This window comes from Providencia sp. AGC89 (genome assembly GCF_053543535.1).
Window position 1 is genome coordinate 1 of the sequence record NZ_JBIXLP010000095.1, and the last position, 12,662, is coordinate 12,662.

At 37.1% G+C, this 12,662-nt stretch carries 11 protein-coding genes; 4 read left to right on the forward strand and 7 right to left on the reverse strand.

Features of this window, described 5'->3' with window-relative positions; all coding sequences use genetic code 11:
* Positions 1 to 353: 353 nt before the first annotated feature.
* The 3 genes from purT to ACIPUA_RS22910 all read right to left on the reverse strand — a co-directional run bounded on the left by purT (position 354) and on the right by ACIPUA_RS22910 (position 3,679).
* On the reverse strand, positions 354 to 1,532 hold the full coding sequence (gene purT, locus ACIPUA_RS22900; RefSeq protein WP_071548546.1) for a formate-dependent phosphoribosylglycinamide formyltransferase: 1,179 nt from the start codon (positions 1,530 to 1,532) through the stop codon (positions 354 to 356).
* Positions 1,533 to 1,634: 102 nt separating this feature from the next.
* Positions 1,635 to 2,561, reverse strand: a complete 927-nt coding sequence (gene rarD / locus ACIPUA_RS22905; protein ID WP_042848890.1) for an EamA family transporter RarD — start codon at positions 2,559 to 2,561, stop codon at positions 1,635 to 1,637.
* 170 nt (positions 2,562 to 2,731) lie between these two features.
* Positions 2,732 to 3,679, reverse strand: a complete 948-nt coding sequence (locus tag ACIPUA_RS22910; RefSeq protein WP_042848892.1) for an aminoimidazole riboside kinase — start codon at positions 3,677 to 3,679, stop codon at positions 2,732 to 2,734.
* Between the two features lie 185 nt (positions 3,680 to 3,864).
* Here ACIPUA_RS22910 and ACIPUA_RS22915 point away from each other — a divergent pair, with 185 nt between their 5' ends.
* Positions 3,865 to 5,319, forward strand: coding sequence for a glycoside hydrolase family 32 protein (locus tag ACIPUA_RS22915; RefSeq protein WP_449060196.1), 1,455 nt, complete (start codon positions 3,865 to 3,867; stop codon positions 5,317 to 5,319).
* Between the two features lie 84 nt (positions 5,320 to 5,403).
* Here ACIPUA_RS22915 and ACIPUA_RS22920 read toward each other — a convergent pair whose 3' ends face one another.
* Positions 5,404 to 6,399 (reverse strand): LacI family DNA-binding transcriptional regulator, encoded by a 996-nt coding sequence (locus ACIPUA_RS22920; protein ID WP_042848894.1) that lies wholly within the window; start codon positions 6,397 to 6,399, stop codon positions 5,404 to 5,406.
* Positions 6,400 to 6,868: 469 nt separating this feature from the next.
* Here ACIPUA_RS22920 and ACIPUA_RS22925 point away from each other — a divergent pair, with 469 nt between their 5' ends.
* Positions 6,869 to 7,498 (forward strand): response regulator transcription factor, encoded by a 630-nt coding sequence (locus tag ACIPUA_RS22925; protein ID WP_042848895.1) that lies wholly within the window; start codon positions 6,869 to 6,871, stop codon positions 7,496 to 7,498.
* Positions 7,499 to 8,119: 621 nt separating this feature from the next.
* Here ACIPUA_RS22925 and ACIPUA_RS22930 read toward each other — a convergent pair.
* From ACIPUA_RS22930 to ACIPUA_RS22940, 3 genes are all read right to left on the reverse strand, one after another.
* Positions 8,120 to 8,761: a helix-turn-helix domain-containing protein gene (locus ACIPUA_RS22930; RefSeq protein ID WP_449060197.1), complete on the reverse strand. Its 642-nt coding sequence runs from the start codon at positions 8,759 to 8,761 to the stop codon at positions 8,120 to 8,122.
* 211 nt (positions 8,762 to 8,972) lie between these two features.
* Entirely contained in the window at positions 8,973 to 10,307 is a 1,335-nt protein-coding gene (gene rimO / locus ACIPUA_RS22935) for a 30S ribosomal protein S12 methylthiotransferase RimO (RefSeq protein WP_042848896.1), read from the reverse strand.
* A 147-nt stretch (positions 10,308 to 10,454) separates the two neighbouring features.
* Positions 10,455 to 11,384, reverse strand: a complete 930-nt coding sequence (locus tag ACIPUA_RS22940; protein ID WP_042848897.1) for a DUF7916 family protein — start codon at positions 11,382 to 11,384, stop codon at positions 10,455 to 10,457.
* Between the two features lie 287 nt (positions 11,385 to 11,671).
* Here ACIPUA_RS22940 and ACIPUA_RS22945 point away from each other — a divergent pair, with 287 nt between their 5' ends.
* Both ACIPUA_RS22945 and ACIPUA_RS22950 read left to right on the forward strand, forming a co-directional pair.
* Entirely contained in the window at positions 11,672 to 12,229 is a 558-nt protein-coding gene (locus ACIPUA_RS22945; protein WP_449060198.1) for an iron transporter, read from the forward strand.
* An 86-nt stretch (positions 12,230 to 12,315) separates the two neighbouring features.
* Positions 12,316 to 12,651, forward strand: a complete 336-nt coding sequence (locus ACIPUA_RS22950) for a cupredoxin domain-containing protein (RefSeq protein WP_042848900.1) — start codon at positions 12,316 to 12,318, stop codon at positions 12,649 to 12,651.
* The last annotated feature ends 11 nt before the right edge of the window (positions 12,652 to 12,662 follow it).

Below are 12,662 nucleotides of genomic sequence, written 5' to 3' on the forward strand. Positions count from 1 at the left end.
ACTGGTCGTATTAACGTTAAATGGGGTGGTCAATCGGGTCAGTGTACCATTAACTATTCTGCATTAGACACGATTGCAGTTACTGCAGATTCGCCAGTAAGAACTTTAACGGCGGAATGCCAGTAGTCGCCTAAAATAAAAAAGTATAACCTAATGCAACAATTAAATTCTTTTTTAAAATTATGCAGGTACCGTCATATTAGTGCAAGCTTATGACTTATACCATTTATCAGAGAGATAACCACTGCTGCTTTACAACAAAATTTTTCCTTGAATAACCCTTCGTTATCATTTTAATTCTTAATAGTTAAAAGCTCATTCATATAATGTGAATGAGCTCTTTTTATTAGAAATCAACCTGATACTTTAACTTTATCAGCCGCAGTCTTAGCCATTTCCAATGCTTGTTCAATAGAATCAGCAACAGCTAAAGCAACCCCGAGTCGACGAGTTCCTGCTATTTCAGGTTTACCAAATAAACGTAACTGGATATCCGACCCAAATGCAGTATCAATATGACCAAATACTACATCGCTGCTATGCAATTCAGGTAAAATAACCGCAGAAGCACTTGGCCCATATTGACGAATTGCGCCTATTGGGTACCCTAGGAAAGCCCGAACATGTAAGGCAAATTCAGATAAATTTTGTGAAATTAACGTCACCATTCCTGTATCGTGAGGGCGGGGTGAGACTTCATTAAAAATGATCTCATCTGCGCACACAAATAACTCAACACCAAATACCCCATAGCCTCCCAATGCGCTAACTATTTTTTGGGCAACCTCTTGTGCTTTCCTCAATGCAATATCACTCATTTGTTGCGGTTGCCAAGACTCACGATAATCCCCTTTCTCTTGGCGATGACCAACAGGAGCACAAAAATGAATGCCATCAACTGCACTGACTGTTAACAAGGTGATCTCAAAATCAAAATTAACCATTTTTTCAACAATAACGCGGCCCTGTCCCGTGCGCCCACCTTGTTGAGAATATTCCCATGCTTGTTCTAATTCTGCTGCCGAGCGGATAACACTCTGCCCTTTTCCTGACGAACTCATGACTGGTTTTACAATACAAGGAAAACCGATTTTCTCTGCTGCAGTAATAAAATCCGCTTTATTTTCAACAAATTGGTAATTAGAGGTCGGTAAATGAAGCGTTTCCGCTGCCAAGCGACGTATCCCTTCTCTGTCCATGGTAAGAAAAACGGCTTTCGCAGATGGCACGACTCTTTGCCCTTGTTCTTCCAGTTCAACTAAGGTTTTTGTCGCAATAGCTTCAATTTCAGGGACAATAAAATCAGGTTTTTCTAAGGCAACAAGCTGTTTTAATGCTTCGCCATTAAGCATGTTAATTGTGTAACTGCGGTGAGCAATGTGCATAGCTGGCGCATTATCGTATCTATCAACAGCAATCACCTCAATGCCTAAACGTTGGCATTCAATAGCGACTTCCTTACCCAGTTCACCCGCCCCAAGCAACATGACTTTGGTTGCTGAAGCGCACAGCGCAGTACCCAATTGATTCATGATTAATGACCTTATCCGCAAAAATAATAAATGTGATTATATACGCAATCGTTTGCTTTTACTATCAAAGGAAACAAAGTTCATGAATGCTGAGCCTAGTATCTAGCCTAATGGTGTCTTATCACGCCCAGTAATAAAGGGATCTTTATGAGAGAACTTAGTATATTGCTTGCGCAAAATCGCTAAAATACAGAACATCAAACCAATCCATATTAATGAGAAGCTGACACCTTTTACCCAATCAAATAGCTCATTAAATAAAAATACCGCAAGTAAAAATTGGATTGTGGGTTCTATATACTGTGCTAAACCAATTACAGTCAATGAAGTTCTTTTAATTGCAGCCGTGAAAAATAGCAATGGGATAATCGTTACCGGAGCCGCTAGCATATAAAGAATTTTAACTTGCCAATCCCCTTCTGCTACCGCACTTAAACCATTTGAGTTTAACCACCAAGTTATTCCTATTGCTATTGGCAATAACCAAAGAGCTTCTAAAAATAAAGAAGTAATGACATCAAACCGAATAAATTTACGTATTAATCCATATATCGCAAATGCGCTCCCCATCACTAACGCTAGAATAGGTAGTTCGCCATACTGCCATATTTGATAACCGACACCGGCACATATAAAAATAACGGCCATTTTTTCAGAAAATACAAGTCGCTCTCTGAGAAAGATAACCCCGAGTAAAATTGAAAATAAAGGGTTAATAAAATAGCCCAAACTTGCCGCTAGAACTTGTCCATGAGTTAACGCATAAGTGAATGCAGTCCATGAAATAGCCATAATCGATGAGCTAAAGAAACATAAAACAATTGATTTTTTGTCAGCCCAGACTTGGCCCCATAAAGATTTATTCTTAATAATTAAACGAATAAAAAAAAGTATTGGTACTGACCAAATAAGACGTTCAGCAAGTAGTTCTAAAGGTTCGGCGCCAGGAAGTAAACGGTAAAATAACGGTGTTATACCCCATAGAATATAAGAAAAAATGGCAAGAGCCACTCCTGAACGCAGCAACATAGTTTACCCGCAATAAAAACTAATTAAGTGAAATTAGCTTCGTATCATACGCCAAAATATAGAAAATAAAACTGATTGCACCTCCAATATTGGTCGATTTATATCGAAGTAAATATAAATAAAAGAGGATTAGACAACCATCTTCTATTTACCTTCCATATAGATACTTTTCAAAGGATTTCTCTTTGGGATAATAGTGGTTGCTGTTGTATAAATTCGATTAATTCTTGTTGCGTTGGCGCTGCTGAAATCGCCCCTTTTTTAGTCGTTGCCAAAGCTCCACAAGCTGACGCTTGAGAAATAATTTTCATTAAGCTGTCGCCAGTATTTGACAAACCATATTGAGAAACTCCCGCAAGTAAACCCGCCATAAAAGCATCGCCAGCCCCTGTTGTATCAATGCTATCAACTAAATAGGCACTAACCGCTATAGATGTGTAGGACGTAAATACTTGACAACCTTTAGCGCCTTGAGTGACTATTTTTAAACTGGCAGGATACTTTTGTAATTTAGAAATCGCATCATCAAAACAGCTCTCCTTTGTTAGCCACAATAATTCATCATCCGATAGTTTTAAAATATCTGCTTGCGTTGCAAAAGTATCGATAACACAATGCATTTCATCGGGATCAGCCCACATTTGTGGGCGAATATTGATATCAAAACTCAGTAATCCCCCTGTTTGCTGTATATTTTTTATTGCTGTTGATAACGATGCCCGACAGGTTTCATGTACCAATGCTAATGAGCAAAAATGCAAAATATCATTACCAAATTTAGGTAAGTTTTTTGCAGTTAAAAATTGATCTGCTGAAGGGGAAACTAAAAAAGAAAATTCACGTTCACCATTTTCATGTAATGAGACTAAAACGGTACTCGTTTTATATTTGTCATCAAACTCCATCGCACTGGTATCCACTCCTAGTTCAAATAAGGTTTTCTGCATAAAATGCCCAAAAGCCTCTTCCCCTACCCTGCCAATAAAACCACTGTTTTGCCCTAAACGTGCAACGCCAGCGGCGACATTAACGGGGGCTCCACCAGCACAAGCTTCATATTGCATCCCTTTAAGGGGGAGCAAATCAATTACTGCATCGCCTAAAGCCCAGACTTTCATCATATCTCCTTTACTGACTACGTGTTTTTATTATCTATTAATGAATATATACATTACCTACTAATGAAATTTTCACTAGCAAACTGTTAACGTTAACATTAGTATAAATACATCATTAAAGAAACGCACGAGTTATCTCATCTTATTTATCCATTTCGGTATGGGGAAATAACTAAGGAAGCACAATGAAAAATCAACTTGAATTAGCGAATAACACCATTCAAACATCAAGAAAAAACCTAGATTTTCAATTCTATCCTCAATATCATCTCGCTCCTTTTGCTGGCTGGATGAATGACCCAAATGGGTTGATTTATCACCAAGGTCAATATCATGCTTTTTATCAACATCATCCATTTAGCGCTAGCTGGGGGCCTATGCATTGGGGGCATGCAACAAGTACTGATATGGTCCACTGGCAGCACCAACCTATTGCATTAGCACCTAGTGAAGAGTATGACCGTGATGGCTGTTTTTCGGGTTCCGCAGTTAGCCATAACGGTGAACTCTATCTGTTCTACACGGGTCATATTTGGTTGGGTAATCAAGGTGATGACAGCCAAATTATTCAGTCTCAATGCGTTGCGATTAGTACAGATGGTATTCATTTTGAAAAAAAAGGAGTTGTCATTCCGCCAATTGAAGGGTTTATGCATTTCCGTGATCCAAAAGTTTGGCAGCAAAACAATAAGTGGTGGATGGTGGTGGGTGCAAGAGATCCCCATAATCATGGTCAAATACTCTTATTTAGCACTTCAGACTTATTAAATTGGGAGCAAAACTACCAAGTGCTGGCTAAAACTGATGATAAGGGTGTTTATATGTGGGAATGCCCTGATTTTTTTCCTCTAGGGAAACATTTTATTGCTTTATTTTCACCTCAAGGGAAAAAAGCTGAAAAGTACCAATATCGTAATCTTTTTCAAAATGGTTATTTAGTCGGGAATTGGTCACCAAACTCCCCTTATACAATTACTCACCAATTTACCGAATTAGATTTTGGGCAGGATTTTTACGCACCACAAACTTTTTTATCGAAAGATGGTCGCCGTATTGCAATAGCTTGGATGGATATGTGGGAAAGTCATATGCCATCCCAAAAAGATGGGTGGTCAGGTTGTTTTACTTTACCCAGAGAGTTTACTCTTAATGAACAAGGCAAAATTATTTCTAGACCTATTGAAGAATTAAAGTCTTTACGGCAATCCACTACGCACTTACCCACAATAAATTTAGAAAAGAACACAACGGTTTTAGTGAATGAAGATGCCTCCTGTTGTGAACTAGAACTTATTTGGGATTTACAACAGAGCCCCGCGGAGAAATTTGGTTTTTGGATTGGTTACGGAGTGCAGTTTTATATTGATAACCAAAACCAACGATTAACCTTAATGCGCCATTATCCTGAATATACAATTAGTGATAGCCGCAGTGTTCCATTACCTGAAACCCAGCAGCTAAAAATACATGCTTTTGTTGATCGCTCCAGTCTTGAAATATTCATTAACGATGGTGACGTTAATTTTAGTTGCCGTATCTACCCACATGAAGGGGAGCGAGATTTAAAACTATTTGCAATAAATAACCAAGCAAAGTTAGAAAAAGCAACCTATTGGCATCTCGAAAAAGCTATCGTATAAGTAGAGAAGTTCTGTTGGGAATATTAAGAAACTGTTACTACACCAGTGGCCAACAACCTCTTGAAATAATTAAATATTCATATATTAAAATGAGTTACGTTCTAACAAGTCGCATGCAACGTATTGAACCCCATCTAACTGGCGTTCTTCTATAATATGTAAAGCGGCTTGTTGCCCCAATTGATAATGCGGTAATACCACAGTGCTTAATGGCGGGTAAAATAATTCCCCAACACCAATCATATTATCATAACCAAGCACCGCAATATCTTGAGGGATGCGTAATCCATGGCTAAGCAACACTTGATATGCTAAGAATGCAATGCGGTCGTTTCCACAAATGACGACATCAAAATCTGGTTTCTTATTTTTAAAGTGACGATTGATTAAATTTATAACATCCAAATAATGTTCATCACCTAGTTCTAAATGATATTGTTTTAAAGATTGTTTAGGTAAATTAGCATTATTCCACGCCGCCTCAACTGCTTCACTGCGAATTTTCCCAGCCAATGTTTCTTGTGGGATATAAAGACACAATGGATGGCGATATCCCTTATCAATTAAACGTTCAACTGCATTATATTGGCCATTAAAATCATCTGGTATGTAGGCCGGAAATTTATTTTCTTTATCTACACAATTAGCTAAAACAAGACGGTTATTATGTAGCGTTTCTGGAATAGAGACTTCTCGAAGCCCCATTGTGGTATAAATAATACCATCAGGACGTTGGGACAATAGTTGGCGAACCGCTCTTTCGCTGTCTTCACTTGATGTGATATTAACCACAAAACTGCTCCAACCAAATTGCCTTGCTGTTTGTTCTATTGAAAGGATCATTTCTACTGAAAATGGAGTTGTCGCTGTGTCGAGCGCTAAAACACCTACTGTAGAAATTTTTGAACTTTTCCCCCTTATCTTCCGAGCAGAAAAATCTGGGACATAATTAAGTGACTCAATAGCTTGCTGAACCTGTTTCAATGTTTCAGGTTTGAGCAAGCCAGGGCTATTAATTGCCCTTGATACCGTCATCAATGAAACATTTGCTAGTCGCGCTACATCTTTTAAAGAAGCCATTAAGTATATTCACTCATTAAAAAAGGTCGAGGATAAATTTTAGCATGTTAGATATAAAAAGCACCCACTGTTAATCAATCTAAAACAGGTATAAATACTTAACAAAACTTCGCTCAGCCCCACATTTTAGACTTTTTATGATTAGCTATTTGCGATATTATTGGAAGAACTTATAAATTTTTTATATATTTTGTTAGGGAAAAAACTCGTTAAACAAGTAAAACCACCTAATATGTTACATAACATTAATCGAATCTTACGCATTGACACAAACTTTAACCATTGTTTCTATTTTTATATTAAATTTAACTAGATGATATTTTTAATATAAATTAAGGTCAGTAATACATTAATAAAAAGAACAACGATCAGTAGAAAATATTACCGTCAAATTCATTTTTCGGTTTATTTACCTACGTATTTTATCAAATTAATATGAATATCAAATCAGTTTAACAGGAGTATGGTGATGAATAACACCATTCACGTAATCATAGATAGTGATAATGTCTTTAAGAATAAGCTGAAATTAATGATGGAATCTTTTGGTTTCCTCTTTAAATTTTATAATAACGAAGAAACATTTATGAGTAATTATACTTACCCTTTCGAGAACAATGTGAAAGAATGTATTTTATTATTCTTAAATAATGATGAGAACCGTATTAATAGATTAAACAATATAAGTAGCAATTTCGGCATTGTACCATTTATTGTACTTGCTGAAGAGCCTTCTATCAATCTGTGTCGCGAAAGCTTTAAATCTGGAGCTTTTGATTTTTTTCCTTTTCCTTTCAAAGACACTGAAATTTTGAATGCTATTAGTAATGCAACAGAACTGTTCGTCTCTATGCATGAAGAGCACAAAAAATATACCTATCTATCTGATAAGTTTGCTCGCCTCTCGACTAGAGAAAGAGAAATCATGGATATGATATTAGAAGGTAATACGAGTAAAGAAACGGCAGAAAAACTCTCTTTATCACCTAGAACTGTAGAGGTTCATCGCTCTAATATTTATACAAAACTAGGTATTAAATCACTTCCTCAGCTTATTCAAGAATACGACTATATCAATACCTATCCTAAACATATTTAATCTATATGATATGTTTCCTTTCTTATGTAAATTATTATTTCTGATGGTTTGATATTAAACCATCAGAAATTCTCTCCCTTAAAAATGATTAATCTATATAATCTAAGATAAATATAGATTAAAATCCTGTATATTTAAAAATAATAACTAAAATTTATAAATTACAGAAAAAATATAAATACACTATATTTGACTAAAGAGCCACTTAAGTTAATTAATAATTTCAGTCGTAATGATAACCTTCCGAATTTATCTAATAAGATGATAGAATTAAGCTTTATTAAGCTACTGTTCAAAAATATTTTATACAACATATTTTTATGAAATCTGTTGCTTTTTTGCTAACAATTCCTTCGAGCGAAAATATAAAAAAATAAAGCTTTTTACAACATACATACCTCAACTACTTCGTCATAATGAGCTTACTTTTTCATTTCTCTTTATCCCAATACATCTGATAGCAGTACAGGGAGGTAAGCTAAATATGCCTTTCCATACGACCGATCACAATATTGGCTAATTCTTTTGCGCTTCACTATTTTTATGGCTCATGACTGGCCATAAGAGTAGTCAGAAGCGCACTCTTTTTGGCTTTATGCAGTGATACAACTAGGCTATAGATTACTTATATTCTTTAATATTGATCTCATATTGTTTTAGCTTACGCCACAGCGTTGTTCTCCCCATATTGAGCACCTGATGCATCTGTTGGATTTTACCTTTACAGGCTTGCGCGACTTCAATAATCAATTCTTTTTCAACAGATTGAATATCCATGTTAGCAAAACGTTGTTCCCCTTTCGCTTCATACGGTATTTTCTGCAAATAATAGTGACACTTTAGTTTTTCACTTGCTTCTCTAGCAAGAGATTGAGCTAGCGCGAGCAGAAGATTACCGTTATCTCCAACGGTTGAAAAAGCCACGATCAGGAATAGTTCATCGGTAGGCCAATATACAGGGGCTAAATAATAGAATGTACCATGTAACTCAATTGGGCTGGCAAATAACCTTGTTCTCGCACCTTCAGTCATATCCCCTAATAATAGGTTTGCAATTTCAAAATCGCCTTTCGATTCATTACTTAGCCATAGCGTTTCGCCCTGCGTGCTAATGCATGAAACATCGATGTTGAAATTATATAATGGCGATAATCCATCCATGATGGTCCCACTAACAAGGTTCATCATAAAATCATAATCAATTGAATTATAATGATTAAATTTATTCGATATTGCTGTTGGAAATATTAAATGAGCCGACATAGTCATCCTTATTCTTCGATAAGAGTTATTTGATTATGTCAATTTCCCATTTAATTTTTATATTCTAGATCAAGTTATTTATTGATAGTTTTTTCACCATTGATCTACATCAATTTACCACACGCAATCGAATAGTTCGCCATCAATGAATAAAAATAGCCTGCTTTTTTTATCTTTAAGCAGGCTATAAAATGTACTAATCAATAAGTTATTAATCGGTAACTATCGAGCCCCATAAATCATATTCATCAGCATGTTCGACCTTAACTTTAACAATATCACCGGCCTTAACATTAAACTCACCATTTAGATAAACCATACCATCGATTTCAGGTGCATCCGCCATACTACGCCCAACAGCCCCTTCATCATCAACTTCGTCAATAATCACTAAAATTGTACTGTCAATTTTATCTTGTAAACGCTGCGTTGAAATTTGTTGTTGTAATTGCATAAAACGATGGTAGCGCTCTTCTTTAATTTCTTCAGGTACTTGATCCTCAAGCTCATTCGCTTTCGCACCTTCTACTGGGCTATATTTAAAGCACCCGACTCTATCTAGCTTAGCTTCAGCTAAGAAATCCAATAGCATTTGGAAATCTTCCTCGGTTTCCCCTGGAAAGCCAACAATAAAAGTCGAACGCAACGTTAACTCAGGGCAAACTTCTCGCCAACGCTTAATCCGTTCCAATGTCCTTTCCACTGCCCCAGGACGTTTCATTAATTTGAGGATTTTTGGACTAGCATGTTGCAAAGGTATATCCAAATAAGGTAATACTTTTCCTTCAGCCATCAATGGGATCACGTCATCAACATGTGGATATGGATACACATAATGTAAACGCACCCATACCCCCATAGAAGCAAGTTGTTCACATAAACCAACCATGCTGGTTTTTACTGGCTGCCCATCCCAAAACCCCGTTCTATGTTTAACATCAACACCGTACGCAGAAGTATCTTGTGAAATCACGAGTAATTCTTTTACGCCAGATGCAACTAAACGCTTCGCTTCATTTAATACATCACCAATTGGACGACTATCTAAATCCCCTCTCATTGAAGGAATAATACAAAAAGTACAGCGATGATTGCACCCTTCCGAAATTTTTAAATAAGCATAATGTTTAGGCGTTAGTTTAACCCCTTGTTCGGGAACTAAGCTAAAGAAAGGGTCATGTTCTGGTTTAGGGACATAGTGATGAACATGGTTTAGTACTTGTTCATAGCTATGTGGGCCTGTGATTTCTAAGACTTTTGGATGAACTTCACGAATTTGATTTTCTTTTGCGCCGAGGCACCCAGTCACTATAACTTTGCCGTTTTCGTTTAACGCCTCACCAATCGCCTCTAACGATTCTTGTACTGCGCTATCGATAAAACCACAGGTATTGACGATGACTAAATCTGCATCATCGTAACTTGGCACCACTTGGTAGCCATCTGTGCGTAACTCAGTCAAAATACGTTCTGAATCAACTAGGTTTTTCGGGCAACCAAGGGAAACGAAGCCAATTTTAGGCACCGAATTAGTATTTTGCGACATAACTCACTTCTTTTATTATTTTAGAAAAATGGGCGAAATTTTACCTGAAGAAGAAAAGGAATTGTATAAATTTTTAGCGATAATAATGAATTTTTAAAGCTAAAAGAGCCAATCAGAATAGCCCTTTTAACTAGAAAATAAATTGCACTAACGATTGATTGAACGGGCAATTCGCGAGTAAGTATGCCTAACACCACGGATCACAATACCATAATTTAAAATATTTTCTGGTAATGCAATTCCGTTGTAGCCCGAATCGCCAATATGATGTAAATCAGTCCCTGCCATTTTACACATTAACGCAATTTGCCTAATCGTTTGTAAGTCAGCTCCCTCTTGGGAGGTTCCAATTGCTGTCATTGTCATAACCCCTTGAGAATGACAATAACCAACCATTTTTTGTACAAATTCTAATGAAATCCCAGGGACGGTACCGGGCGCTGGTAATAAAATAATGTCAGCACCACTGGCAATAAATGCCCGAATATCATCTTCCGTAATTAATTGTTCAGCAGAAGCATTCAAAACACCCGCTGCATGCATTTTCCCTGTAATAAGAACAATATCTTCGCCTACCACGGCTTTAAGCTCTTTAAGGCTTTGGTTAATTTCTTCATTAGTAACACCGTTCCCGGGGTTGCCCGTTAGAACAATAATATCAGCCCCCATTTCTTTTAATTTCAGTGCATTTTTTACTGTTGCCAAGCGCCCTTCCGATATTTTCCACTGTGCATCTTGCGTTGGGTTATTAAACCCTGCTGGAACTGGTTCGAGGTTCACACCGATCGCCCGACCCGTTAAATGCTTAAGAGTGCGAATCACCGCCTCAGGAGCCGTTCCTTCTGGTAACCCTTGTAGAATAGGTTGATTAACATCAAAAACATTTAACAGCAAAATATCAGCACCTTGACTCGCGGCTAGCTCCGCATTCGTGACTGTCATTAATACGGGTTGAATAGTACCAATGGTTTCAGAAACCAATAGCCGCCCCTCACTGGCCTTAATTGACTCTAATAGCGTCTTTTTACTTAGCTTGGCAATCTCTGAGGCTGAACAATCAAGATAACGTTTTTGCATAGTTGTCCCTTTCTTTATCAATCAAAAGAATTTATTAAAAGAACTTTAACTAATTTCATAACAATCAGCGAAATATATCATGTATAAAATTATAAACTGCCTAATAGAACACATTATGAATAAGTTATTTTTTTAAGAATAATAACTTTTTCTAACATATAGATTTTTATAAAAAAAGTGTATTTTTACCCTTTTAATGCCTATTCCATTAAAAATTACTGCTTGTTTTTTACCAATAGTAATGATTATCATTACGACTCAATATTACTTATGGTAAGGACGAAATAATGAAACTCGCATACAAAGCTGCTGTTTCGGGTCTCACGCTATTTTCAATCGCTGCATTCGCTCAAGAATATCCACTTGGCCACCCAGTGATCAAAAATGGAATGGAAATCCAAGGGGTCTATTTACAACCCATCACAATGGATACTGAAGAAGGTCACCATGCAATGTCTCATTTACCCGCAGACAAAGCAGATGTTCATTTGGAAGCTGATATCCATGCTGTTGAAGATAATCCGAATGGCTTCGCCGAAGGCGATTGGGTCCCTTACCTAACAATCGAATATTCCGTTACAAAACTTGCTGATAAACCACAAACGCAAACAGGTACGTTTATGCCAATGGTAGCGAGTGATGGCCCTCACTATGGGGAAAACATCAAATTAGACGGCAATGGTAAATATCGTGTGGTCTACAAAATTTATCCACCTTCACACAATAAAGATGTTGCCTTTGGTCGCCATATTGATAAAGAAACAGGTGTCGCTCCTTGGTTCCAGCCTTTTGAAGTCTCTTGGGACTTTGACTACGCGGGTATTGGTCGTAAAGGTAGTTACTAATTTCTCACCAAATTAGTTAAGGGCTTAACCGGGGAATCTTTCCACGCAAGCCCTTTTTTATTTGCGCTTAAAATGGATAAGCCAAGATGAAAACAATACTGAGCTTTATACTGCTTATTGCTTGCACTATTACGCCGCAATATTCACTTGCGGCAGAAAAATTCACAGTCGAATTAGAAATGAAAAATGGAGACCTCATTCCTCGAGTGCTCGAAGTCCCCGCCAAAACAATTATTCGCATTAAAATCACAAATACGGGTACAGAACCTGCTGAATTTGAAAGTATTCAATTGAGAAAAGAAAAAGTTTTAGCGCCAGGCGCAAGTTCTGTTGTTGTCATTGCGCCGCTAAAACCAGGTACTTATAGCTTCTTCGATGACTTTCACCTTTCTCACCCGAAAGGCGAGATCATTGCTAAATAAAAGGATGTAAC